This is a genomic window from Sedimenticola selenatireducens, assembly GCF_963675335.2.
Taxonomy (GTDB): Bacteria; Pseudomonadota; Gammaproteobacteria; order Chromatiales; family Chromatiaceae; genus Sedimenticola; species Sedimenticola selenatireducens.
Genome location: NZ_CAXXYC010000004.1, coordinates 17,766 through 43,113, shown reverse-complemented (window position 1 = coordinate 43,113; position 25,348 = coordinate 17,766). Strand labels below are relative to the sequence as shown.

General features: G+C 52.0%; 18 protein-coding genes and 1 pseudogene. 15 read left to right on the top strand and 4 right to left on the bottom strand.

Translation table 11 applies throughout. The features are described 5' to 3' along the window. Window positions 1–134 precede the first annotated feature (134 nt). The 6 genes from soxY to ACHZBF_RS11425 all read left to right on the top strand — a co-directional run bounded on the left by soxY (window position 135) and on the right by ACHZBF_RS11425 (window position 5,360). Window positions 135–608, top strand: coding sequence for a thiosulfate oxidation carrier protein SoxY (soxY, locus tag ACHZBF_RS11450; protein ID WP_037374858.1), 474 nt, complete (start codon window positions 135–137; stop codon window positions 606–608). Window positions 609–666: 58 nt separating this feature from the next. Further along, window positions 667–975 carry a thiosulfate oxidation carrier complex protein SoxZ gene (gene soxZ / locus ACHZBF_RS11445; RefSeq protein ID WP_029132902.1) on the top strand — a complete coding sequence of 103 codons (309 nt, stop codon included), beginning with the start codon at window positions 667–669 and terminating at the stop codon, window positions 973–975. 132 nt (window positions 976–1,107) lie between these two features. Further along, complete coding sequence (gene soxA / locus ACHZBF_RS11440; RefSeq protein WP_321528501.1) at window positions 1,108–1,992, top strand: sulfur oxidation c-type cytochrome SoxA; 885 nt, start codon at window positions 1,108–1,110, stop codon at window positions 1,990–1,992. Between the two features lie 95 nt (window positions 1,993–2,087). After that, a complete protein-coding gene (gene soxX, locus ACHZBF_RS11435; protein ID WP_084609900.1) occupies window positions 2,088–2,612 on the top strand; it encodes a sulfur oxidation c-type cytochrome SoxX in 525 nt (174 codons plus the stop codon). A gap of 329 nt (window positions 2,613–2,941) precedes the next feature. Then, on the top strand, window positions 2,942–4,336 hold the full coding sequence (locus ACHZBF_RS11430) for a sigma-54-dependent transcriptional regulator (RefSeq protein ID WP_321528500.1): 1,395 nt from the start codon (window positions 2,942–2,944) through the stop codon (window positions 4,334–4,336). A 37-nt stretch (window positions 4,337–4,373) separates the two neighbouring features. Beyond that, the gene (locus tag ACHZBF_RS11425; RefSeq protein WP_321528499.1) at window positions 4,374–5,360 is read left to right on the top strand and encodes a substrate-binding domain-containing protein; all 987 of its coding nucleotides are present in this window, start codon (window positions 4,374–4,376) and stop codon (window positions 5,358–5,360) included. Here ACHZBF_RS11425 and ACHZBF_RS11420 read toward each other — a convergent pair. Beyond that, window positions 5,355–7,025, bottom strand: a complete 1,671-nt coding sequence (locus ACHZBF_RS11420; protein ID WP_321528498.1) for a sensor histidine kinase — start codon at window positions 7,023–7,025, stop codon at window positions 5,355–5,357. The two genes, ACHZBF_RS11425 and ACHZBF_RS11420, sit on opposite strands and share 6 nt — an antisense overlap. Before the next feature lie 193 nt (window positions 7,026–7,218). Between ACHZBF_RS11420 and ACHZBF_RS11415 the strand changes: the two are divergent. Continuing rightward, window positions 7,219–7,482, top strand: a pseudogene (locus ACHZBF_RS11415) (TSUP family transporter); the annotation flags it as partial. Window positions 7,483–7,661: 179 nt separating this feature from the next. Here ACHZBF_RS11415 and ACHZBF_RS11410 read toward each other — a convergent pair. Then, window positions 7,662–8,096 (bottom strand): MerR family transcriptional regulator, encoded by a 435-nt coding sequence (locus tag ACHZBF_RS11410; RefSeq protein WP_029132892.1) that lies wholly within the window; start codon window positions 8,094–8,096, stop codon window positions 7,662–7,664. A gap of 84 nt (window positions 8,097–8,180) precedes the next feature. Here ACHZBF_RS11410 and ACHZBF_RS11405 point away from each other — a divergent pair, with 84 nt between their 5' ends. From ACHZBF_RS11405 to ACHZBF_RS11390, 4 genes are all read left to right on the top strand, one after another. Further along, on the top strand, window positions 8,181–8,888 hold the full coding sequence (locus tag ACHZBF_RS11405) for a cation efflux transmembrane domain-containing protein (RefSeq protein WP_084609894.1): 708 nt from the start codon (window positions 8,181–8,183) through the stop codon (window positions 8,886–8,888). 60 nt (window positions 8,889–8,948) lie between these two features. Continuing rightward, window positions 8,949–9,386, top strand: coding sequence for a disulfide bond formation protein B (locus tag ACHZBF_RS11400; RefSeq protein ID WP_037374857.1), 438 nt, complete (start codon window positions 8,949–8,951; stop codon window positions 9,384–9,386). Further along, window positions 9,383–10,036, top strand: a complete 654-nt coding sequence (locus ACHZBF_RS11395) for a DsbA family protein (RefSeq protein ID WP_029132890.1) — start codon at window positions 9,383–9,385, stop codon at window positions 10,034–10,036. Before ACHZBF_RS11400 ends, ACHZBF_RS11395 begins: the two co-directional genes overlap by 4 nt. A 396-nt stretch (window positions 10,037–10,432) precedes the next feature. Next, the gene (locus ACHZBF_RS11390; RefSeq protein WP_321528497.1) at window positions 10,433–11,014 is read left to right on the top strand and encodes a tetratricopeptide repeat protein; all 582 of its coding nucleotides are present in this window, start codon (window positions 10,433–10,435) and stop codon (window positions 11,012–11,014) included. A gap of 248 nt (window positions 11,015–11,262) precedes the next feature. Here the strand turns inward: ACHZBF_RS11390 and ACHZBF_RS11385 are convergent, their stop codons facing one another. Together ACHZBF_RS11385 and ACHZBF_RS11380 are read right to left on the bottom strand one after the other, a co-directional pair. Beyond that, complete coding sequence (locus ACHZBF_RS11385; protein WP_321528496.1) at window positions 11,263–13,281, bottom strand: ankyrin repeat domain-containing protein; 2,019 nt, start codon at window positions 13,279–13,281, stop codon at window positions 11,263–11,265. Between the two features lie 3 nt (window positions 13,282–13,284). Then, a complete protein-coding gene (locus ACHZBF_RS11380) occupies window positions 13,285–14,598 on the bottom strand; it encodes an NAD(P)-binding domain-containing protein (RefSeq protein WP_321528495.1) in 1,314 nt (437 codons plus the stop codon). A 408-nt stretch (window positions 14,599–15,006) separates the two neighbouring features. On the opposite strand from ACHZBF_RS11380, the gene ACHZBF_RS11375 reads away from it, so the two are divergent. The 4 genes from ACHZBF_RS11375 to ACHZBF_RS11360 all read left to right on the top strand — a co-directional run bounded on the left by ACHZBF_RS11375 (window position 15,007) and on the right by ACHZBF_RS11360 (window position 25,191). Continuing rightward, the gene (locus ACHZBF_RS11375) at window positions 15,007–15,882 is read left to right on the top strand and encodes a hypothetical protein (RefSeq protein ID WP_321528494.1); all 876 of its coding nucleotides are present in this window, start codon (window positions 15,007–15,009) and stop codon (window positions 15,880–15,882) included. Window positions 15,883–15,894: 12 nt separating this feature from the next. Further along, window positions 15,895–17,460, top strand: coding sequence for a cytochrome C (locus ACHZBF_RS11370; RefSeq protein ID WP_321528493.1), 1,566 nt, complete (start codon window positions 15,895–15,897; stop codon window positions 17,458–17,460). A gap of 371 nt (window positions 17,461–17,831) precedes the next feature. Next, window positions 17,832–22,460, top strand: a complete 4,629-nt coding sequence (locus ACHZBF_RS11365) for a hypothetical protein (protein ID WP_321528492.1) — start codon at window positions 17,832–17,834, stop codon at window positions 22,458–22,460. Window positions 22,461–22,659: 199 nt separating this feature from the next. Beyond that, window positions 22,660–25,191 carry an SPOR domain-containing protein gene (locus ACHZBF_RS11360; protein ID WP_321528491.1) on the top strand — a complete coding sequence of 844 codons (2,532 nt, stop codon included), beginning with the start codon at window positions 22,660–22,662 and terminating at the stop codon, window positions 25,189–25,191. Window positions 25,192–25,348 lie beyond the last annotated feature (157 nt).

The window sequence follows — 25,348 nt, the reverse complement described above, 5'->3', positions numbered from 1 at the left end:
ATGAAGATTATCAATCGATTAGGTGCCTTTTAATAGTTGGTATGTAATCTGCATCAAGGCGGTTCACGCCTGAAAGATGGTGTGGAAAATAAACATTAGTCACATTAGTTGATTACAACATCAGGAGTTGAATCATGATTAATAAAGTACGACGAAGCCTTCTTAAGGCTTCTGCCAGTGGTACGGCAATAAGCGCCATGATGGCATGCGGACTCATAGTACCGAAAATCTCGCTTGGCAAGTCATTTTCCAATGCCTTTGGTTATCACTCTATGGACGAAGTGCTCAATGAGCTTTTTGAAACAACAAGCACCATACCCAGCGACGCTGTCACGATAGTGGCTCCCGACATTGCCGAAAATGGCACTGTCGTGCCGGTCACGGTTAGGACCAAATTACCGAACATTCAATCGATCACGATCATTGCTGAAAAAAATCCGTACCCGTTAGCTGCCAGTTTTGAGATGAGCAATAAAATGGCGGGCCACATAGCAACCCGTATAAAACTGGGAAAAACTCAGGATGTTTGGGCTGTCGTATATGCCGATGGAAAACTGTTTACCGCAAAAAAAGAGGTAAAAGTTACGGTCGGTGGTTGCGGTGGCTAGCATCCGGTCGACGTGTGTGGTGACAAGCAAGAGTTAATCGAATCAAGAGGAATAGATCGTGAGCAATACAATAAAAGTTCGCACAAATATCCAAGATGGATTAGCAGTCATACGATTGCTGATTAAACACCCAATGACGATTCAGAGACTTGACCCAAAAACGGGTAAGGAAATACCGGCACATTTTATCGACAAAATCAATATCGCAAAAAACGGAGAGTCTTTAATTAACGCCAACTGGGGACAAGGTGTTTCGAAAAATCCATATCTTTCGTTCACGCTTACTGAAGCAAAAAAAGGTGATCGTTTGTTGGTAAGTTGGCATGACAATAAGGGAGAGACGGACTCAACAGAGTTTGTTTTGTAAATCGTTGCTTAAGGTCACCAAGTCAAAAATAGAACCGATTAAATGTTAGGAGGAGTTATGAGGAGTTATCGAATCTTAGTATGCTTGTTAGTCTGTTCGTTAGTGCAAGTCACATCGAGTATGGCTGCCGAGATGACTACCAAGCACGAATATATGCCCGGCCGTGAAAAGGCGACACCCCATGTTTCCGGTGATAAGGAGTTTTCAAATACCTACCAGTACTGGAAAGATCCGGAATCGCTGAAAAAAGCGGTCGACGATGGTCTGATGTCGCATGAAATGAATTTCAAAGATTTTCGCTGGCTGGAAAAAAGCATGGAAGGCGATATGGTACTTGAAGAGGGTCTGGCCTACTTCAATCAGGAAAACGAGAGCGGTAAATCATGCGCATCGTGTCATGGAGAGGATGGCGCGGAGCTGAAAGGTGTCTATGCAACATTCCCAAAATATAATAAGCGCGTAAATCGTGTCCTGACTGGTCCTTCACAAATCGAGGTTTGTGCCAAAGAGCGGCTCCAGCGTGATGACTGGGGTCCGGATACCCGGCCCAATTCCCTGATTGCCTTCTATGTTGCGTCACTCGCGGATGGCGCTACCATCAATGTGGACACTTCCTCGGAGCCGATGGCCGCAGCGTATGAAAGGGGACGGGATCTTTATTTCAAACGCGTCGGCCAGTTTCACTACGCATGCTCCAGTTGTCACACGCCGCCGACCGCGGGTAATTATCTCCGGGGTCAGAGGCCAACCACTTTCTTTGGAGATGCAGCCCAGTACCCGATTTATCATTTCCCCTATCAGTTGGCGGGAGACGATTACTCTTATGTCTTTACCATGCAGCACCAGATTCGCAGTTGCCAACAGCTGTCCCGCATGTATCAAGGTAAAGAGGGCAGTGCCAGCATGACGGATATTGAGGTGTTCATTCGTGCATCCTCAAATGGATATCCGATGAGTATTCCAGTAGCTGAGTACAACATGAACACTGACTACCTTGAGCGCAATATCGATCAATAGACAACAGTATAAGCTATTGATCCCATTGCCTAGATTATGATCCTGCGCAATCGCTTTAAGGGGTTGTGCAAGACGAGTACTTCGGAGATTGAACAATGTCGAATAAAAGTTGTTTTCAATTATCAGCCATTAACCTGTTAATGCGGGGGGTGGCCATTGTTATGCTGCTGGGAATTGGCTTTGTCGCTACCGCTGCAGAAAACGAAAAACCCCAGTGGGTGCCGGGACAACCCTATCCCCCTGAACTGCTGGATCAGTATCCCTGCCACAGTTATGAACTGGAGTGCGGCCAGCTTCCGCCGCCCCCGATTGAAAAGGTGGAGTTTAACGAAGAGTTGAATGGCGATCCTGACCGTGGCGAAAAGATAGCCATTAACCTTCGTTGGGGAAACTGTATTGCCTGTCATAAGTTGCCTGGACATGAAACCGGTAGTGGAACCGTTGGGCCGAGTCTGGTCGATTATGCGGAGCGATCTCTCCCGTACAGCTACACATTTCAGCGCATCTGGGATCCGCGAGTAGTCAATCCCGATGCGCACATGCCGGTCTTTGGGCCAAACAGGATTCTTACAAAAAACGATATCGTTGACGTGATGACCTTCTTATACGCAACCAAGTAAGCCCTCCGTGTTTAGCGGCCTCATCCTCCTAGCCGACCCCCTCGGCATGAGGCCGCATTTTTCACACTGGTTTTACCACAATACAGTTGACACTCGTCATGCCGCTCTCTGGACACAGTACCTGCCGCCAGTTGTATTCGTAGTTTACCCCGTAGTATCGGGTGATGGGCTTATCTTGTGGAAGGCAGGTAGATTAGTAGGCATTGACACCTGAATCTGCTGCCATGATACTCAAGTTCCAGATTTTGAATGACGTGGTCAAAGTATTTGTCTGTTCTTCAACACTCTAGAATTATCAAAACGCTAATAACCCAATGAGCCATGTGCTGATGTCCACCCCCGAGCTACCACAAGAACGAGAATCGAAACCTGTTGTTTGGATCATTGATGATGAACCTGATGTCGCACAGGTCTTGGCGCGTGTTGTTAAGACATGTGGCGAATACAATGTAATTGTCCAGCCTGTGCCATTTGATTTATCACAAGCACTTCGTATGGATCCTCCGGATCTTGTTTTTATTGATCTTGTTATGCCGGATTTTGATGGATTCGATATAATTCGCAGAATCCACGAATTTGATAATGCAATTACTATCGTTGTTGTAAGTGCTCACTCGACTACTGACAATGCCGTGCACGCAGTCAAGTTAGGCGCATTCGATTTTTTACCAAAACCATTCGATCCAGATAATGTTCGGTTAATTCTGGCAAAAACCCAGAAGGAGTTTCAACAGCGATACAGTCATGCCGAATTGAAACGGCAAATATTGACTAATGACTCATATATGAAGGCCATAAAAGGTGGTTCTCAAAAGATCCGCGAACTGCGCGAATGGATTTTCAAAGTTCGTAATGTCAAGGCAAATGTCTTGATTTGCGGGGAAAGTGGAACCGGCAAGGAGTTAGTAACTCGCGCGATTCATGCGGGCAATGGAAAATTATTGGCTATTAACATGGCAGCAATACCAGATGAACTCGCTGACTCTGAATTGTTTGGCCATAAGATAGGCGCATTTACAGGAGCAACCACGGAGCGGCGGGGCTTGTTGTTGGACGTCAATGGTGGAACCCTTTTCCTGGATGAGGTGAATGCCATGTCCATGCAGCTGCAGGCCAAGTTACTGCGGGTTATAGAAGAAAGAAAAGTAAGGCCGGTAGGATCTAATCAGGAATATGATGTGGAGTTCCGGTTAATCAGCGCCACTAATGAGGATCTTGACGAGCTCGTCGAAAAAGGGCTGTTTAGACGGGATCTTTATCACCGACTTAAGGTTCTCAGTATTAAGCTTCCACCGCTAAGAGAAAGAGCAGAAGATATACCGCTTCTTGCGGAAGAATTTTTGCAATACTATGCCAGAGCCCATAAGCGATCGATAAGATGTTTTACCGCAGCAGCATTAAATCTACTCGTACAAAAAGAATGGCCTGGAAACGTTCGGGAGCTCGAAAATCTCGTTGAAGAAGCAGTAATTCTCATGTCAGCTGATGACTGCGAAATTAGTAAAGAACAACTTGAACCAACGACGACAGACTTGGAAGAAATACAAGATAACCCCTTTAATATATATACTGGCGAGTTTGTTACTCTAGCGAATATTGAGCGATTATATATCCGTAAAGTACTTGAATATGCGGAAGGTAACAAAGCGCTTGCAGCAAGAATATTGAAAATAGACTATAAAACGTTACTAAGAAAGTTGGCGGTTACAGGTGTGGGGGATTGACCGCACGGCAACTGATGAAATGGGAGAAGCGCGGCAAATGAATCGAAGAGAGATAATCAGATACTCATGCGCGTTGTTAGGTGCGTCCGGTCTTGGAGTTAGTGGGGCCTTTGCAGCGCAAAAAATATTGAATATATATAGCGAACAAAAGAGAGACGAAAAGATTGTACATTGTGGTGGTCCTGACAATGCTTCTTTCCAGTTTCTCCATACCAGTTTAAAGCGTGGCGAACTTAGCATTACGGGGACCAGATTGCTAAAAGATGGTTTTCTGGATGATTTGGCTACCCCTTATATGGAGGATAGTGGGCGACTACTGAAGGTGCTAGGTGGAGATTGCTCTAAAGGTATTCAGGCCGTACGTTTCAATCAAACTCACTTAGGTAGTTTGTGTTGTCCAGTCAAAGGCTCACCCGGTGAGGGGCTCGGGTGGCTTCCTGTTGCAGAAGACTTGAAAATTGTATTAACGCATCCATCAAATCCAGTGAGTTCATTGGACATAGGTGAATTACGGGCAATAGTCAGCGGCAAAATAAAGCGCTGGAGTGAAGTGGGTGGGGAAGATATACCAATTGCCTTGGTTGTCGATCGACATTGTCCGGACTTTATGGAGCCGGTACGACAAGTGCTTCTCAACGGTGATTCCTATCCCACAAAAAATGTACTTACAGCAAACAATGATCAAGACATGCTAAGGACGGTAGGGCGCTTTCGCTCGTCCATAGCGATAAATAGCTGGGTAATCGCTGCCCCTTTTGTTGAGCAGGGGATCTTAAAAGACTTGGCGGTCAATGGTATAAGAGCGCATTCAAATGGCGCCATTGCGGATGACTATCCGTTAACTGGGCCCTTTAATTTGATATTTAAGTATTGGGATCCTGTTGCAATGGGGCCATTCTTCGATTTTCTGTTTAGTCCCAGAGGTCGAGAGCTCATCCAAAGGAAATTGCGTCCAATAAACAAGGAGGAAGCGTTCAATATTGGATATCTACCTCGGATAAATAGCAGGCAGAGTTTATTATAGTACCGGTTTGAAATGGTATGGAAGATAGACTGTTATTTGTCCTCTCTTCGCATCAGTTATAACAATATCACCACCGTGTGCTTTGGCGATTGCTTGTGCGTTGGATAATCCTAAGCCGGTTCCTCCTCTTTTGCTCGATACAAAGGGGGTGAACACGGATTGGTTAATATTCTCAGGAAATCCAACCCCGTCATCGGTTATTGATATAAATACTGATTTATCATCAAACTTGCCGGAAGAAATCTCTATTTTGTTATTGCTGTTCGCCTGATAGGCGTTGTTGATCAGGTTATCCAGCATTTGTTCCAGTTGGTAAAGGTCGCCACTCATCATTAACCGGTCGCCGTTGTTATTAAAGTGGTAACAAAGATTACTTTTTCGGTGGTGGTAGTTTGTTAGATAGTTATCAAGGCATTGACCTAGTTCATATTGTTCGACTTTTAAATTAAGCGGACGCCCAAAACGCAATAGGTTGTCCACAATTCTGGAACAACGTGTCGCATGATGTACAATCATGTTGACATCGGAAACAAGCGTGGGGATATCTTTATGCTCATCACGCAATAGTATGGCTGTGTTTTTTATGACGGTAAGCGGGTTGTTTATATCATGTGCAACACTGGTGGCTACTTTGCCAATTGCAGATAACCTGTCTTTCTGTTCGATTTCCTTTTCCAGTACTCGTAATTTCATCATGTCATCTAACATGCTGTTGAAAGCACGAACCAGTTGAGCCACCTCTGCCTGCCCTTCAACTTTTACATACTTGACTTCTCCCCTCTCTAATTCTGGCGCAGCTTTAGATGCAACTAGCGTGAGTGCCTGGATCGGTCGCAATTGCTGTCTCAGAGAGAGTACAACAATACCGGATAGCAAGATGCTGCTAACAATTAGAGTAACACCCACTACCAGTTTTGTTTTTGCGAGAGCGATTGCGACAGGGTCGGGGACTTCTAATTGTAAGGATGTTTCTTGGCCATGTGATGAGTGTATGGGAATTTGTATTATATTGGTTTTTTCTGTGTTATCGGCATCGGAAACTATACCAAGCTGTGCATCCGGGCCTAATAATAAGGTGAGGTTGTCGGCTGGCCTGAGTATTCGTGCCATTTGAATTATCCCTATAACTTCATCCTCTTTCTTTAAGGGGCTATCAGTAACCAACCAAATTTCGTCGTTTATCCATATTATATTAGTATGGGCTTCGCGGATTAATGCCCTGGCAGCCTTCATGTAATCGTGTAGTTCTTCTGGCGCTGGTGGTTTGTTGCTTGCTGCAAGATTGCCGTTAAGATCCCAGGCAGTTACTAATTCGATCCCGAAAGTTTCACTGACACGTTTTAGATCAGCCTCGAGTGGTTCTTTACTTCCTTCTAGATAAAGATTATAGAGTGCGCTATGTCGGAGATCTGAATCAGTAGAAATGAGCTTGGCCAATTCCTCAAACCTCGCTATTTCTCTTTCCAGCAATCGCTGAATCCCACTTGCCTGATAATTTAATCGTTCTGCCGCAATCTCGCTGAATTGCAGCGACACAAATCTATCAATGCTCAGAAATATAGCACCGGATATTACGCTAATCACTACGATAAGAAATGCTACTATGCGGAATAGCCAGGATTTAGGGAGAATATTTAGAGCTTTTAGTGTTTTCATATGTGTCATATAAACAGTTCATAGGACTTAGGTAAAATGTGGTCCCGAATAGATAACTCTTTTTGCTAAATATACTACATTCAAAGTGTTCAATAGTATTATGAGAATGGATGAAACGCAGAGGTAATCCCCCCGAAAAATAGTGGCGTTATAAATTTGGGGATTACTCCACGGCTGACCTTTTTCGCTTTCCGATTCACGGGCAGTCTCCACCAGCCCGGTGTTCGGCCTGATCATCAGCGTGCCCGCGACTCTGGTCCATGTGGCCAATGGCTGGGGCATGCCGAACTTGCCGCCGCTGACCACGGGTTACGTCAACTGGACCAGTTTCGCTATTCTGGTCCCCATGGCCATGTGGAGTGCACAACAGGGTGTAAAGTTGGCCTACAAGCTCAATGTGCCCCATTTCAAGCGGGCCTTTGCACTGTTTCTCTGTCTGATCGGGCTGAAGATGTTACTGGGGTGATACGGGAATCAGGGGCAGGGAAGCCCCGGCTCCCCGCACCCGAATTGAACCACCTGCCGGGAGAGCCTACCGATTGCACTTGAGACTCTCGGGGTCTGGTGTAGATTCGATCGGGTTCCGGTTTGGGCGCGTCGGGTATCGACTATGATGGCTGGGTATTGGGAGTCCAGGGTTTTGCCTCACTCCGGAGGGTGTCGTTCCGACAGGCAGAGTTGGTGATTGGAGAGTGCCTCGATAATCCGGCAGTCCGCCACTTTGTTTCCGCTGCACCGGTCAATCATCCGCTTCAGCTCCTTTCTCATGCTCTGCAACCGCTTGATCCTGGATTCTACTTCCAGCAAGTGCCGGCGCGCGATCTGGTCTACAGTTTCACAGGAGTGGGAAGGATCGTCTGTCAGCGCCAGGATCTCTTTAATCCGGTCAAGCGAGAATCCCAGTTCACGGCTGTGGCGAATAAAACCCAGGCGATTCATGTGTGCCCGGTTATAGATGCGCTGATTGCCTGCGCTTCGTTCCGGTTCTGGTAGCAGGCCAATCTGTTCGTAATAACGAATGGTCTGCACCTTGCAGTTACCGATACGGGCCATCTGGCCGATAGAATAACGTTCAGCCACGGTGAAAAACCTCTTGAAGCTACAACGACTGTAGGTTGTAAGCTTAGCTCATGACACTCGAACTGGATACCCGGGAGAGCAGGAATGGCCGGCTGCAGTTGCGGTAACAATCTGGATTTCGACGGAATATCCGTGCCCTACAAGCGGATACTGTGGGTCATCATTGCCATCAATGCGCTGATGTTCCTGGTCGAGGTGGGGGGCAGTATGGCCGCAGACTCCATGGCGCTGCGGGCCGATGCGCTGGATTTTCTGGGTGACAGCCTGACCTACGGCATTACCCTCCTGGCGATTGGCCACCCGATACGCTGGCGCGCTTCCGCCGCCCTGTTCAAGGGCCTGACGCTGGCCCTTATGGGATTTTGGGTGCTGGGCTCGACGCTCTATCGGGTTTTTATTCTTGGTGTCCCCAATGAAACCATCATGGGTTCGATTGCCCTAATGGCCTTTGCGGCGAATGCAACCAGCGTGGTATTGCTCGTGCGCTACCGAAATGGTGACGCCAATGTGCGTTCGGTCTGGCTCTGCAGCCGCAATGACGCAATTGGAAATCTCGCCGTCATGGTTGCCGCCGGTGTCGTCTATTATACACAATCGCGCTGGCCGGACCTGCTGGTGGCTGCAGGCATGGCGTTACTGTTTCTGCACTCTTCGACCCTGATAATCCGCCAGGCAAGGCGTGAGCTTCGGGAGGATCGTGCCACCACCGACCAGTATGAGGGTTGTGCCGACCGGTGTGAACAAGACCCGCGAATCGCAAACCAAATGACCGGATCATCAAACCAGCGTTAACTGGATCACGATCCGTCACAATTCCTGTGAACTACTCTGGGCTGAAAAACTCATAAACCTATGAACCAAGCTACAGTGTATGATCAAACCAACTGGAAGTGGATTTTCCTGAGTTGGCTCCTGGCTACCGTTGCCATGCTGGGTAGTCTGTTTTTCAGCGAGGTCATGGATTTTGTACCCTGCGTACTCTGCTGGTACCAACGGATTTTCATGTATCCCCTGGTGGTGATTCTATTGTTGGGCATGTACCCCTATGATGAAAGCGTGATTCGTTACGCCTTGCCGCTGGCAGTCATTGGCTGGGGATTTGCCATATACCATTATCTTGTCTACTCCGGCTATATCCCCGAAGCACTGCAGCCCTGTGGCCAAGGGCCCTCCTGTGCAGACATAGATCTTGAACTGTTTGGTTTTATTACCATTCCGATGCTATCCATACTTGCCTTCAGCGCAATCATTCTTTTTCTATCCATTGCCAGATACAGGATCGAACGATGAAGAAACAATACCAGGTGCCCGTAGTAGTCATCCTGCTTCTGGCTGTTTTCGCATTTGCGGCTTACCGCTATGATGTGCAGAAGACGGCCGAGCTGAATGAGGCCGCCATGCAATATTCCAGCTTCCTCGAGCGCGACTACTCACCGACCAAAGGGAGGGCAAGTGCGAAAGTGACCATAGTCGAGTTTTTTGATCCTGCCTGTGAAACCTGCCGTGCCTTCCATCCCCTGGTTGAAGATCTTGTGGCATCCAACCAAGGTAAGGTGCGCGTTGTTCTGCGCTATGCACCTTTTCACCAGGGATCCGATTACGTGGTAAAGGCGCTTGAGGCGGCACGACTGCAGGGTAAGTACTGGCAAGCCCTGGAGGCTGTTTACGCCGCGCAACCTGTCTGGGCCTCACACGGTAACATAGATACCGGAAAAATCTGGCCGCCACTGGAGCGTGCGGGGGTCGATGTGACACTGGCACAGAAAGCGATGCACGGCGCCGAAATTGCTACCAGGCTTCAGCAGGATATGGCAGATGTGCAGGATCTTGAGGTCCGAAAGACCCCCGGGTTCTTTGTCAATGGAAAACCATTGATTAAGTTTGGCGCCGACGAACTCAAGGATCTGGTCGCCAAGGAGATTCTCGCGAATTACTTTTGAGTGCGGCTGGACGACGGACAACCCCTGCGGATCCGGTTCCGGATGGTGCCTCGAAATGCTGGTGCTGTCTCACCGGGACGGGCCAGGGTTGACCCGATGGCCAATGCAGGTGATACCCCATGTCGTCAGTTCGTGCATCGATTCCTTATTGTATGGAAAATTAACCCGATAGAAGATTCTTCTCAAATGGAATCATACGCTTCGATACGATGGAACCCTGCTGCTATTTGCGCGTCCTATTCTTTTGACTGTAAAGTCTCGACTACGCCAGTGTGTGATTGAATAGAAAAATAAATCATGCGTCCAGTTAATGTATCTATCGATGGGGCTGCACCGTCGAGCCATTTAACGTGACCGAATAATGCTTGTGATGCCCGCTGGGAAAAAGGCAAAATTATGAATATTAATGTCAAACTGGTTTCTGTAATTATCCTGATTCAGCTCGTAACCGCCTCCCTGGTATTTGTGGTCACCCGGGCCTATTACAGTGATCAATCGCCCGCCACCGCTGCTGTCCCGGCTACTGGCGGTGCGATGGAATCCAGCGCCATCGATCTCCGAAAAATGCCCACTCCCGACATGATGAAAAGCCTGCAGAAATCCCCTCCTGCTATCCAGTCGGATGATCCTGCAGAAATCGATCGGCAGGCAAACCAGTATTTCCAGGATAAGGACTATGACAATGCGGCCAGACTTTACAGGCGTGTTCTCGAGTTATCACCGGATAACGTCGGGACGCTCAATAACCTGGGGCTGACGCTTTACTATCTTGGGCGTTCCTCCGAGGCCCTGGAGATGTTGAGACGCGGCAGCGATCTGCAGCCGGAGTTTCAGCGGATATGGTTGACCCTCGGCTTTGTAGAGAGCGGTCTCGGAAATATCCCGGAGGCGAAGCAGGCGTTGCAGAACGCGATCGAGTTGGGGCCCGAGACGGACCCCGGGAAATCGGCCACCAAGATGCTGAGCAAGCTGCCCTGAGGCAGTAGCCATCGTTGGCTACTGAAATTCTGTCCCGGGGATGGATTGCCTGCAACCATAGACCTTTGGCTGTTCCACCTGGCTGCTGCTGTATCCGGAATCGGGTAGCTCAGCCGGATAGACTCACCGCCGGGAGCGGTTCCGGCAGCGATATAACACCCCGCTATTCCTGTTACAAACAGCCCGGCCGATCCCCTTTGGTGAGGGCGCCAGGTCGCGCGCGGGCCTACCTAAACGACATTGACCAGTCAGAAAAATTTCAGCACACCGGGGCGCTTCGACTTGTACTGGCTGAGCAGGCCGATCAATTCCGGATCATCCACCTGCGCGGCGATATCCGAGGCGTTGAGTCCGTTCAGGTTGCGGATGTTTTGATCGGCCCCAGCCTCCAGCAGCAGCTGGGCCACATCCCGGTGCGCACCGCTGATGGCCAGCATGAGCGCGCTGTCGCCATTTTTGTTATGCAAATTCATATTAACTTTGGCGGCAAGCAGTTGTTTAGTCGCCTCGCGGTGGCCGCGGCTGGCGGCCAGATGAAGGGGTGTGTTCCCACTCTCGGTGGTCATGTTCGAGTTAACGCCATGGGAAAGCAAGGCACTAATGATCGATGCATGGCCATTCAGGGCGGCACGTATCAGGGGTGTGTGCCCCTGGTTGTCGGCACTGTCAGGATTGGCCCGGTTTTTTAGCAGTTCCACTACCACGCTGCTGCTGCCGTGTTCCGCGGCTATCCAGAGAGGCGTGCGTTTGTCCGAATCGGCGATCTCCGTGTCGGCACCGTTTGATAACAGTTTTTTGGCCAATTCCACGTTATCTGCTTCAGCTGCCAGTATGAGTCCGGTTGTTCCTCCCTGATCAGCCCGGTTGGGATTGACCTGGTGTGCCAGTAGCAGGTCAATCATCTCGCCTGCATCGGATCGGATAGCCAGCAACAGCGGTATGCTGTTGCCCTGCTCTGATCCATCCGGATTTGCCCCGGCATCCAGGAGCGTGCGGGCAATTTCCGGAGTGGCCACCACAACGGCCAACTCAAGTGCGGTGGTTCCATTGGGCAGGGCCTGATTGACCGAGGCACCACGAGTCAATAGAAGTTGAACAATGTCAGCGTGGCCCGCCATCACGGCGCGGGTGAGTGCGCTCTGTCCGTCTGGCGCCCTCTCGTCTATCTTGGCTCCCTTGTGCAGGAGGGCTGTGACCAAGTCAAGGTTACCGCGCCAGGCAGAAATGACCAGGGATGGCCATTGGCTATACAGATTTTCCGAGGTTGTCTTGTCGGTCGACAGTCTGTTTATACGGCTGATTGATTCGGCCAGGCTATCCTGTTTGATGGCGGGGCTATTGGTTCTGGCGCCGTGTGCCTTGAGTAGTCTGGCGATCTGCTTGTGTTTCAGGCGTGTTGCCTGGTCAAGGGGGCTGGTGCTTGAGGTGGCGCTTTTATTGGCGTCGGCGCCACTGTTCAGTAACAGGGCTACAATTTCCGCATCCCCTTGGCGGATCGCATACAGCAGGGCCGAATTGCCGGATGAATCGGTCTGGTTTACGGGGGCGCCGGCATTGATCGCGACCTCCACTGCATTGAGTACTTTTGATTTCACCGCGTACAGCAGGGGAGAATTACCGTTGCTATCCGTGGCAGTGATCTTCGCATTATGCTCGAGCAGCAGCGCAGCGGTGTCTGCATGCCCGCGGCTCAAGGCGATCATCAATGGTGTTTGACCGGCACTGTTGGTGCTGTCGACAGGAATAGCCTGATCGAGTAGCGCCTTCACCTTCGGTTGGTCTCCCTTTCGGCTGGCGGCAAAAAGGGCGGTGATACCCGATTCGCCTTCGGCGGCTAAATAGTCTGCAGCGGGATTGGTCTTGATCCGCTCCAGTTTTTTTCGGGCGAGCGGATTGTCGTCCTCGGCGGCTTTTTCATACCAGTGATTGGCCATCTCCCGGTCCCGGGTGACGCCCCATCCGTAGTAATAAAACTCTCCAAGGTCGTACTCGGCCTTGGCATGACGCTGTTCTGCGGCTTTACTCAGCCACTCGAAAGCCTGTTGTAGATTTTTCTCCACGCCGAGGCCACCCCGGTATAGCGATGCCAGCCTGAACTGTGCTTCGGCATTCCCCTTTTCCGCCTCGGCAGTCAGGATCTGTACGGCGGACTCATAATCCTTCTGGCGTATAGCGTTCAGCGCGTCATCGATACCTTCATCAGACCAAGCCGGTTGTATGAAGGCCAGGCAGAGTACGAGAAGGCGCAGGAGATTGCCTGGATGCATGGTTTAGTTGGTTCCGTATTTTGTTTCCACGTTAATGCCAATCTGCTTCAGGAAGGGTGTTGGCAAGATGCCACCGGCGGAGATGATGACGGCATCATTTTTCAACTTCAGTAGTTGGCCATCCTGTTCTATTTCGATTTCCGATTTGCTAATGTTTTTGACATTGGAATTGAAAAGTATAGCTACTTTTTTCTCTTCCCCTGCGGCGCTGATACGCGTTCTGTTCTTTTTCTTGGCGCGACTGAAGGCGTCCGACCGGTAGGAGAGCGTGACGGTTGTTCCGGGTTGTTCACTGATAGCCAGCGCGGCTTCCAGCGCACTGTCCCCACCACCAACCACCGTCACATGTTTTCCCTTGTACTGTTCCGGATCGTCGAGCCGGTAGACGACCTTGGGAAGATCTTCCCCCGGAACGCCCAGTTTTCTCGGCGTTCCCCGGCGGCCAATGGCCAGCAGGAGGGCATGGGTAGTGTATTGGCTCTCATTGGAAACGACCTGATAACCGCTGGCCTGTTGGTCAAGTGCTGTGACCGATTCAACCCGCTCGCGGTAGTTAATATTGAGATCGGTATCTGTTTCGATCTTTTTCCAGAATTCCATCAACTCCTCTTTTGACGTCTCGCGAAAATGTACCTTGCCTACAATTGGCAATTCCGTTGGAGCCGTCATGACAATTTTCCCACGTGGAAAATGGGAGACTGTTCCGCCCAGGGATTCCTGTTCCAGAACCAGGTAGCGGAGATTGCTTTTCTTCGCCGCGAGGGAGGCGGCAATGCCGGCCGGGCCGGCACCGACGATGATCAGGTCGTAGTCTGTTTGTTGCTGGCCATTGATTTTTCTTTTAATGGATTCAACGGCCTGCTTACCCTGGGTGATGGCATTCTTGATCAACCCCATGCCGCCCAGCTCTCCAGCGATAAAAATGCCCGGCACGTTGGTTTCAAAGTTGGGCTGAAGATGCGGAATGTCGACGCCGCGTGTGGCAGTGCCAAAAACCAGCTCTATGGCGTTCATCGGGCACGCTTCCTTGCAACAGCCATGGCCGATGCAATGGGTGGGGTTGATCAATTGTGCCTTTCCCTTGATCAGTCCCAGTACCTGATTTTCCGGGCAGGCATGAACACAGGAGCCGCAACCGACACATTTATCTGCATTGATTAAGGGATGGAGAGAGGCCGGCTCGGTCAGCTTGTCTGCAATGGCGTCCTGTAAAACCGTTGTATTTTTGCGGTTATTTGTTGAGCGTCGCAGCAGGTAGTAAATGAGGCTGAAGGCCAGCGGCAGAAAATAAAGTGTAGTAATAGCAGTATTGTCCATCGTAGCAATCCTCGCTAGTTAAATTCCGGAAGAGACCTATTGATGGTAATGCTGTGATCATGTGGTCCTGATGTTTCAGTACGGCGTGAAGCGTAGCGGAAGTGGATGTCGTCAATAGTGAGTTGACTCACGCTATAGGTTAAATCACTCAATTATTTTGGAGAGACTGTGCGCTGTTTCATGTTTCTGAGGTGGGCGATAAACGACAATTGTTATCGTTTTAGATTGTACAGAATTTGTTCGTCACCCAAGGGCTTTAATACTGAGACGAATAAATCGCGTAAACCTATATTAATACAGTGTTTTATGTCTGCTATAGTTTTCAGTGATTTGGTATTTAGAGGGGGTAAGTCCTCGCCTTGATCGCTGTAGCAAAAAACACAATAAATCAACTGGGTAGGCAACTTTATGATGCAATCGAATCCAGCCAGTACAATGCAAGCAGGGGCGGAGTCCGCTGGAATAGGCGCACCGCATTTGTCCATGGGGCAAGTCGCACTGATTGCCCGCAGGCTCGGCACATACCTCTATACCGCTCTCCTGGGCTACATCATGTGGAATGCCTGGCAGGTGAGTGGAGAACGCTACATCGTTGCGGAACAGGGTGTAGGTTACTGGCTGGGAATTGCGACAGGCGTCGCTATGCTGCTCATGCTGGTATACCCCTGGCGCAAGCGGCGTCAGTTCCCGGTATGGCTGGGGGGGGTGAAGTTCTGGTTTCGCATGCACCTGGGGCTGGGCATTACTGTGCCTTGCGTGGTGCTCCTGCATTCAAACTTCAGCCTTGGTTCATTCAACAGTCAGGTCGCCCTCTATTGCATGATGCTGGTTGCTGCGAGTGGTCTGGTGGGTCGCTATTTCTATACCCAGCTTCACTATGGCTTTTCTGGCAAGCGAAAGGAGATACGCGATAGTGTTGAGAAGGTATTGAAACATGTGGATGGTTTACATGCGCTGATTCCGACGCCCAATTCGGGGGATTCCTGGGATTTATCGGAAGCCGAGAAGCTGAGGAAACTCGCCGCAAAAGATGAGTGGAAGTTGCGGGAACAGTTGCGACTGTTCGAGGAACAGCTCAAATCACAATTGTGTAGTGAACAATATCCACAGCTCAAGAAGGCGTATTCCCGGAAGCTTAGAAAAGTTCACAAGAGTATCGCCGCGGCCAGGGCGCTATTGTTATTTGAACGAATGTTCTCGCTTTGGCATGTCATCCATGTGCCATTTTTTATCATGCTGGTTGCTTCAGTGATTTTTCATGTCATTGCTGTTCATATGTATTGATACGAGAGATACATGAATCGACTCTTATCGAAGGGGGTACTGTTTTTTTTTCTGAGTCTGATGGCGGGGTCAGCTGTCGCAGCCGAGTTTGAAAAAATATTCATGCCGGGACCGGTGATTACCGGACACGAAGAGATCGAAGCCGAGTGCGAAAAGTGTCATGTGAATTTCGAGCAGGCGGGGCAAAAAGCGCTATGCCTTGATTGCCATGACAAGGTCGCAGGCGACCTGGAACAGAAGCAGGGATTTCATACAAAAAACAACCTGGCCAGTCAGAGTGAGTGCCGCGTCTGTCATACCGATCATATCGGCCGGGATGCGGATGTTCGAGGTTTGCATGAGGATCGGTTTAATCACCAGGATACAGACTTTGAGTTGCTGGGTGGACATCGCAAGGTGGTTTGCAAGGAGTGTCATCAACCAGAAACGGCTTACAGGGATACATCATCACTCTGCATCGATTGCCACAAAGAAGATGATGTCCACAAGGAATCACTGGGAAAAGAGTGTGAGACCTGTCATGTAAGCGATAACTGGACAAAGGTAGAATTTGACCATGAAAAGACAGAGTTTCCCTTGAAAGGAAAACACCAGGAGACTGGTTGTACGGCATGCCATATTGGCCAGGACTACAAGCAGGCTTCGATAATCTGTGCTGATTGCCATTCCCTTGATGATAAACACCATGGGACGCTGGGTAACGAGTGTGAAAAGTGCCACCAGGAAGAGGGATGGGATAAATCCGCTTTCTCGCACGACAAGGATACTGAATTCCCACTGCGCAAAGCACATCGGGAACTCAAATGCACCGCGTGTCATCCGCTGGACAGACCGGCGGATGACGTGGGTAAGACATGTGTGGCATGTCATAAGGAGTCGGATGCCCATAGTGGAAGCTATGGGCCAGAGTGCCAGGAATGCCATCGGGAAACCAAATGGGATGACATTACCTTTGACCATGATCTTAAAACAGAATTTAAGCTATTGGGTCGACACAAAGAGATTACTTGCATCGCCTGCCATCAATCCGGTATCAAGGAAGTGGAACTGAAAAAGGAGTGCATCGCTTGTCATGAAGGAGATGACCGGCATAAAGGTAAGCAGGGACAACAGTGCGAGCGCTGTCATGGACAGGAAAGTTGGACAGCTGAGACGATTTTTGATCATGGCCTTACCGATTTTCCGCTGATCGGATTGCACGAGGCGGTGAGTTGCAGTAGTTGTCATCTGGATGCCAATTATGAAGAGACGCCACAGGCGTGTGTGGATTGTCATTCGGCGGATGATGTGCACAAAGGCGCGTTTACGGATAACTGTACCGGCTGTCATAACCCGAATGGTTGGGGTTATTGGCAGTTCGATCATGACCAGGATACCGATTACCCATTAGAAGGCGCCCACGCCGGGATAGCCTGTGGTCTTTGTCATAAAGCCAGTATGGAAGAGCATAAAGAATCCAGGCAGTGTGTTGATTGCCACTCCATTGATGATGTGCATCAGGGCCAGTTGGGCAATCGATGTGAACGCTGCCATGTTCCTGAGTCCTTCGAGATTCAGATTATTAACAATGCAAGATAGCTGGCACCGAATTTGTCGGCAGCATCACCCGAGGTGATACGATTATGCAGTTTCTTGTTTTGGCAAATATGAGGCGCATCTGCACAACGCTGTTGTGTTTGGTTCTGATGGGGGGCTGGTGGACCGCCTTCGCACAGCAACAGGATCAAACTCCGTTCGACCACCTGCAGACAGGTTTTGATTTGGTGGGTGCGCATAAGGACTTGAGTTGCGAATCCTGCCATGCAGGTGGGATATTTGAAGGAACGCCTACAAGCTGTGTTTCTTGTCACGGTTCAGGCCGGATGGCAGCCACGGTTAAACCAGCCAACCATATCTTGTCGACCGACGACTGTACGAGCTGTCATGCGACAGAAGCTTGGAATCAATCGGTGGAAATGGACCACAGCGCAACCAGTGGCAGTTGTGTTCAGTGCCACAACAACACTATATCGGTAGGCAAGTCGGCTACGCACGTTGCGAGTAGCGATAATTGTGAGAATTGCCATACAACCAATAACTGGAATGCTGCACAGTTTGATCATTCCAACATCACCAGTGGTTGTTCACAGTGTCATAATGGCCAGATCGCCGGCGGTAAACCCTCAAACCATATACCTTCCGATACCAAGTGCGAAACCTGTCACGCGACCAATACCTGGCAGACAACGTTTGATCACTCAACTACCACTGACAGTTGCAATACTTGTCACAACGGCTCCAGCGCCACGGGCAAGGGCCCCAACCATATCGCCAGCAGCAACCAGTGCGAGGATTGCCACAACAGTACCAACAGTTGGGCCGATGCGGCATTCGATCACAGTGGCATCACCGACAACTGCAGCAGCTGTCACAATGGCACCCAGGCGACCGGCTTGTCGGCGGACCATATCGCCACCACGAACACCTGTGAGTCCTGTCATAGTCCGAGCGGTTGGACGCCGGTCGTGCGGGTGGATCACGCCGCCGTGCAGGGCACCTGTCTCAGCTGCCATAACGGCAATACCGCCACGGGCAAGGGCAGCAACCACATTGCCAGCAGCAACCAGTGCGAGGATTGCCACAGCACCAACAGCTGGAGCGGTGCGGTGTTCGATCACACCGGCATCACCGACAACTGCAGCAGCTGTCACGACGGCACCCAGGCGACCGGCTTGTCGGCTAACCATATCGCCACCACGAACACCTGTGAGTCCTGTCATAGTCCGAGCGGTTGGACGCCGGTTGTGCGGGTGGATCACGCCGCCGTGCAGGGCACCTGTCTCAGCTGCCATAACGGCAGCACCGCCACGGGCAAGGGCAGCAACCACATTGCCAGCAGCAACCAGTGCGAGGATTGCCACAGCACCAACAGCTGGAGCGGTGCGGTGTTCGATCACACCGGCATCACCGACAACTGCAGCAGCTGTCACGACGGCACCCAGGCGACCGGCTTGTCGGCTAACCATATCGCCACCACGAACACCTGTGAGTCCTGTCATAGTCCGAGCGGTTGGACGCCGGTTGTGCGGGTGGATCACGCCGCCGTGCAGGGCACCTGTCTCAGCTGCCATAACGGCAATACCGCCACGGGCAAGGGCAGCAACCACATTGCCAGCAGCAACCAGTGCGAGGATTGCCACAGCACCAACAGCTGGAGCGGTGCGGTGTTCGATCACACCGGCATCACCGACAACTGCAGCAGCTGTCACGATGGCACCCAGGCGACCGGCTTGTCGGCTAACCATATCGCCACCACGAACACCTGTGAGTCCTGTCATAGTCCGAGCGGTTGGACGCCGGTCGTGCGGGTGGATCACGCCGCCGTGCAGGGCACCTGTCTCAGCTGCCATAACGGCAGCACCGCCACGGGCAAGGGCAGCAACCACATTGCCAGCAGCAACCAGTGTGAGGATTGTCACAGCACCAACAGCTGGAGCGGGGCGGTGTTCGATCACTCCGGCATCACCGACAACTGCAGCAGCTGTCACGACGGCACCCAGGCGACCGGCTTGTCGGCTAACCATATCGCCACCACGAACACCTGTGAGTCCTGTCATAGTCCGAGCGGTTGGACGCCGGTTGTGCGGGTGGATCACGCAGCGGTACAGGGCACCTGTGTGAGTTGTCACAACAACTCCACAGCTCCCGGCAAGAATGTCAACCATATTACCAGCAGCAACCAGTGTGAGGATTGTCACAGCACCAACAGCTGGAGCGGGGCGGTGTTCGATCACTCCGGCATCACCGGCAACTGCAGCAGCTGTCATAATGGGGAGGCGGAAACCGGATTACCCTCGGTGCATATCGCCACCGACAACACTTGCGAGTCCTGCCACAGCACCAACAGCTGGACGCCGGTAACGCGGGTGGATCATGCCGCCGTACAGGGTACCTGCGCGAGCTGTCACAACGGCAGCACTGCCACGGGCAAGGGCAACAACCACATTGCCAGCAGCAACCAGTGCGAGGATTGCCACAGCACCAACAGCTGGACCGGAGCGGTGTTCGATCACTCCGGCGTGACCGGCAACTGCACCAGCTGTCACAACGGCACCCAGGCGACCGGCTTGTCGTCTAACCATATCGCCACCGACAACACTTGCGAGTCCTGCCACAGCACCAACAGCTGGACGCCGGTCGTGCGGGTGGATCATGCCGCCGTACAGGGTACCTGCGCGAGCTGTCACAACGGCAGCACCGCCACGGGCAAGGGCAACAACCACATTGCCAGCAGCAACCAGTGCGAGGATTGTCACAGCACCAACAGCTGGACCGGCGCGGTGTTCGATCACTCCGGCGTGACCGGCAACTGCACCAGCTGTCACAACGGCACCCAGGCGACCGGTTTACCCTCGGTACATATCGCCACCGACAACACTTGCGAGTCCTGTCACAGCACCAACAGCTGGACGCCGGTAACGCGGGTGGATCATGCCGCCGTACAGGGTACCTGCGCGAGCTGTCACAACGGCAGCACCGCCACGGGCAAGGGCAACAACCACATTGCCAGCAGCAACCAGTGTGATGACTGCCACAGCACCAACAGCTGGACCGGCGCGGTGTTCGATCACTCCGGCGTGACCGGCAACTGCAGCAGCTGTCATAACGGCGTGACGGCGACCGGCAAGACGGCCAACCATATCGCCACCGATAACAGCTGCGAGTCCTGCCATAACACCAACAGCTGGACGCCGGTCATCCGGGTGGATCATGCTTCGGTACAGGGTACCTGCGCGAGCTGTCACAACGGCACCACCGCCATGGGCAAGGGCAACAACCACATTGCCAGCAGCAACCAGTGTGATGACTGCCACAGCACCAACAGCTGGACCGGGGCGGTGTTTGATCACTCCGGCGTGACCGGCAACTGCAGCAGCTGTCATAACGGCGTGACGGCGACCGGCAAGACGGCCAACCATATCGCCACCGATAACAGCTGCGAGTCCTGCCATAACACCAACAGCTGGACGCCGGTCATCCGGGTGGATCATGCTTCGGTGCAGGGTACCTGCGCGAGCTGTCACAACGGCACCACCGCCATGGGCAAGACGGCCAACCATATTGCCAGCAGCAACCAGTGTGATGACTGCCACAGCACCAACAGCTGGACCGGGGCGGTGTTCGATCACTCCGGCGTGACCGGCAACTGCAGCAGCTGTCATAACGGCGTGACGGCGACCGGCAAGACGGCCAGCCATATCGCCACCGATAACAGCTGCGAGTCCTGCCATAACACCAACAGCTGGACGCCGGTCATTCGGGTGGATCATGCTTCGGTGCAGGGTACCTGCGCGAGCTGTCACAACGGCACCACCGCCATGGGCAAGACGGCCAACCATATTGCCAGCAGCAACCAGTGTGATGACTGCCACAGCACCAACAGCTGGACCGGGGCGGTGTTCGATCACTCCGGCGTGACCGGCAACTGCAGCAGCTGTCATAACGGCGTGACGGCGACCGGCAAGACGGCCAGCCATATCGCCACCGATAACAGCTGCGAGTCCTGCCATAACACCAACAGCTGGACGCCGGTCATTCGGGTGGATCATGCTTCGGTGCAGGGTACCTGCGCGAGCTGTCACAACGGCACCACCGCCACGGGCAAGACGGCCAACCATATTGCCAGCAGCAACCAGTGTGATGACTGCCACAGCACCAACAGCTGGACCGGGGCGGTGTTCGATCACTCCGGCGTGACCGGCAACTGCAGCAGCTGTCATAACGGCGTGACGGCGACCGGCAAGACGGCCAGCCATATCGCCACCGATAACAGCTGCGAGTCCTGCCATAACACCAACAGCTGGACGCCGGTCATTCGGGTGGATCATGCTTCGGTGCAGGGTACCTGCGCGAGCTGTCACAACGGCACCACCGCCATGGGTAAGAGTGCTAACCACTTACCTACCAATAATCTTTGTGATGATTGTCATACAACCAATAGCTGGACCGGGGCGGTGTTCGATCACTCCGGCGTGACCGGCAACTGCAGCAGTTGCCACAACGGGGTCACGGCGACCGGCAAGACGGCTAACCATGTTTCTACAAATGCCCAGTGTGATGACTGCCATAGTACCAATGCCTGGATACCTGCCAGTTTTGATCACAGTGCTGTAACGGGTTCATGCAATACTTGCCATAATGGAACCACCGCCACAGGCAAGCCGTCGAACCATTTTGTGACCAGTCTGCAATGCGATGAGTGCCACACCACGAACAGTTGGACGCCATCTAATTTCAGTCACAGTAGCGGAAGCTATCCGGGTGATCACCGGGGAAATCTGGCCTGTACTGAATGCCATAGGTCCAACAGTCAGACTGTTACCTGGAGTGCACCGGCCTATCAACCGGACTGTGCCGGTTGTCATGCCAACGATTACAAGTCAGGACCCCATAAGAAGTACGAAAATCCGGATACCAACTACACAGTCTCGGAGCTGAGGGATTGTTCTGGAAGCTGTCATACATATACAGATTCCAGCATGACTCAGATCAAGAAGAGCCGGAGTGGAGAGCACAGGGTCAACGCCGGCGACTTCTAGAATGTGACAAGATGATGAACAGCATCAGTGTGGTGGCGCTTATGTTGTTCATCATCCACGGGCGCGGTTGACTAGTGACCCCGGATAAAAACAGCTTCACAAGAAAATCAATAACTGCTATATAGTTAACTGCTTTAATTAAAGGAAAACCTGAAAGTTTTCTGTAAAGCTATACAATACTTGCGAGAAAGGAAACGCGATGGCCCTTTTTTTTGTATCCAATAAACGGGTGATACCTGTCGATGCTGCGTTTTTGGTGATTGCCATTCTGTTCTGTGGGGTGGCCTGGGCACAGGAGCCGTTGATCACTGATACAGAGCAGGTTGAACTCAGCCCGAAAGAGGCTGAGTTCCGGATACATTTTGCCGAACCGCTACAGTACATCAATCATACTCCAGAGACTCGCGGCAAGGATATTCAGATACAGCTTCGTCCCCTCCGTGGCTTGCCGGCGTTAGCCTCAGGATTTCTGGAACAACAGTCACTGGTTCCAGGCAGTTCGGAAGTTCGTCAAGTTGAATATGAACTGGACACGGCATCCGGGTTTGTCTCCATTCGGATTCGACTAAAAAATGTCTTGAATTTCCGTATTCAACCCAGTCGTGATTATCGTCAGATTATATTGTTCATCGAACAGCCGGCCACATCACGGGATGCGTCTGAGCCCGACCAGTCGGGTGTTGTTGCTCCGAGACGGGAAGCGGCTCCAGGGACTCCGGGCGAGCCTTCCGAAGCAGATAGCGGGGTGTCCGCTGAGCCCGCGGTGGGCGGCTATGTGGTCAACCTGCAATCTACAATAGATCCACCCAACCTGGCAGAAATACAGCTGGATGCCCCGTTCAGCAAGAATAATCTCTATATCACCGAGATTGAGCTTGATGGCAAACGCTGGCACCGGCTGCGCCTGGGTTTCTTTGACCGCTACGCTGATGCCGTCTCCGCGCGACAGGCGTTAATGGAGCGTTATCCCGGTGCGTGGGTTTCCCAGGCGACCGGAGCCGAGTTGGCGGGTGTCACCGGCCGTCCGGAGCCGGCACCTGCCATAAGTGCAAAAAAACCACGCCCCGAGGTGGAAGAGCAGCCGGCGGTGGAGTTATTACCTGCTATTCCCGAAACAGAGGTGGCGGAGATAATGGAGAGTGCCCGCCAGGCAATGGCGGGTAATGACTATTCACGGGCCATCCAACTCTATACCAAAGTGTTGCGCTATCCAGAGCATAAATACCGTGAGCAAGCGCAGGAGTTTCTGGGACTGGCGCGGGAACGGAACAAGCAGCTTGCCCATGCCAAACGCGAGTATGAGAAATACCTTGTTCTCTATCCCGAGGGGGAGGGTGCTGAACGGGTGCGACAGCGTCTGGCAGCGCTGGTTACGGCGCGGAAGGAGCCCCAGGTTGCCCTGAAGCCGGGCCGACGGGCGCAGCCCGAAGAGGGTGGTACCGAATGGCGCACCTACGGCAGTTTTTCGCAATTTTATCGTCGCGATGTTCTGGATATCGAACCGCTGGGTCCAAGGGATACCCAGAACAGGCTTTCCACGGATATCGATGTCAGCGCCAGGGGCCGCAGTGATGTACTGGATACAAGCATCCGCTTTACCGGCGGCTACCTCAAGGATTTCCTCGACGATGACCCGGATAGCTACTCACACGTCAGCTCTCTCTATGTTGATTTGAATCATAAGCCGACGGGGCTCTCCACTCGGTTGGGCCGTCAGACACGCAGTACCGGCGGGGTTTCCGGGCGATTCGATGGCGGGTTGTTCGGTTACCGTATGAGCGAGGATGTGAAATTCAACCTGGTTGCCGGTTACCCGGTGGATAGCTCTTCGGATGGACCAGATACCGACCGGAATTTCTGGGGGGCCAGTGTTGATCTTGGAACCTATGACAATGCGTGGGACTTCGTACTCTTTTATATAGATCAGGCCAATGAGGACTTGATTGGACGTCGGGCGGTAGGTGGAGAGTTCAGATACTTTACCGCAGAGCGTTCTCTTCTGGGCCTGGTGGACTATGACATCCATTATGAAAAGCTCAATACCTTCCTGCTGATAGGTAATCTGAATTTACCCGGGGGGCTTTCCCTGAATGCCCAGTTTGACTATCGGGCGAGTCCATTTTTAACAACACAGAACGCCCTTCAGGGGCAAGCCATCACTTCCTTGACTGCGCTACAGGCCAGCTTCACAGATGATGAGATCTATCAACTGGCAGAGGATCGTACTGCGGAGAGCACGTCACTGACCCTTGGTGCATCAAAGCCGTTAACTGATCAACTGCAACTGAGTGGCGATGTGACGCTGACTGAATTGAGCGATACACCGGCATCCGGGGGAGTTGCCGCGGTGCCAGGTACCGGTGTTGATAAATATTACAATCTGCAACTGATTGGCAATAATCTCCTTAAACCCGGAGATATCACCGTGGCCGGAGTGCGCTATTCAGATACCACCAACGTAAATACCACGACGCTTTCACTCAATACCCGTTATCCCATTACTAGGTTCTGGCGGGTCAATCCCCGTGTACGACTTGACTATAAAGACCGGGTCACCAACAACAGCACTGAATGGATATTCGTGCCCTCCCTCAGGATGGACTACCTCCTGCAGCGTAAATATTATTTCGAAGTCGAGGTGGGCGGAGAATATTCCGAGTTGGATGGCCCGGGCCTGTCGGACACCACTTCAACGTACTATTTTACCGCCGGTTATCGGATCGATTTTTAACCCCCCCTCACGACCGATTTGTAGGTCGGGTTGGCCGAAGGCGCAACCCGACAGGGCGTGCCACAGTTTCAAATCCTCGCGCCGTTTGCGTCGGATTACGCTGCGCTAATCCGACCTACGGCTTCTCCAGCCGGGTCGGGACGTATCACCCCAGAGG

Bases quoted from the DNA above. Each gene is read 5' to 3' on its own strand.
- soxY (WP_037374858.1), top strand. From the start codon at position 135: ATGATTAATAAAGTACGACGAAGCCTTCTTAAGGCTTCTGCCAGTGGT.
- soxA (WP_321528501.1), top strand. From the start codon at position 1,108: ATGACTACCAAGCACGAATATATGCCCGGCCGTGAAAAGGCGACACCC.
- soxX (WP_084609900.1), top strand. From the start codon at position 2,088: ATGTCGAATAAAAGTTGTTTTCAATTATCAGCCATTAACCTGTTAATG.
- ACHZBF_RS11430 (WP_321528500.1), top strand. From the start codon at position 2,942: ATGTCCACCCCCGAGCTACCACAAGAACGAGAATCGAAACCTGTTGTT.
- ACHZBF_RS11425 (WP_321528499.1), top strand. From the start codon at position 4,374: ATGAATCGAAGAGAGATAATCAGATACTCATGCGCGTTGTTAGGTGCG.
- ACHZBF_RS11420 (WP_321528498.1), bottom strand. From the start codon at position 7,025: ATGACACATATGAAAACACTAAAAGCTCTAAATATTCTCCCTAAATCC.
- ACHZBF_RS11405 (WP_084609894.1), top strand. From the start codon at position 8,181: ATGGCCGGCTGCAGTTGCGGTAACAATCTGGATTTCGACGGAATATCC.
- ACHZBF_RS11400 (WP_037374857.1), top strand. From the start codon at position 8,949: ATGAACCAAGCTACAGTGTATGATCAAACCAACTGGAAGTGGATTTTC.
- ACHZBF_RS11395 (WP_029132890.1), top strand. From the start codon at position 9,383: ATGAAGAAACAATACCAGGTGCCCGTAGTAGTCATCCTGCTTCTGGCT.
- ACHZBF_RS11390 (WP_321528497.1), top strand. From the start codon at position 10,433: ATGAATATTAATGTCAAACTGGTTTCTGTAATTATCCTGATTCAGCTC.
- ACHZBF_RS11385 (WP_321528496.1), bottom strand. From the start codon at position 13,281: ATGCATCCAGGCAATCTCCTGCGCCTTCTCGTACTCTGCCTGGCCTTC.
- ACHZBF_RS11380 (WP_321528495.1), bottom strand. From the start codon at position 14,598: ATGGACAATACTGCTATTACTACACTTTATTTTCTGCCGCTGGCCTTC.
- ACHZBF_RS11375 (WP_321528494.1), top strand. From the start codon at position 15,007: ATGATGCAATCGAATCCAGCCAGTACAATGCAAGCAGGGGCGGAGTCC.
- ACHZBF_RS11370 (WP_321528493.1), top strand. From the start codon at position 15,895: ATGAATCGACTCTTATCGAAGGGGGTACTGTTTTTTTTTCTGAGTCTG.
- ACHZBF_RS11360 (WP_321528491.1), top strand. From the start codon at position 22,660: ATGGCCCTTTTTTTTGTATCCAATAAACGGGTGATACCTGTCGATGCT.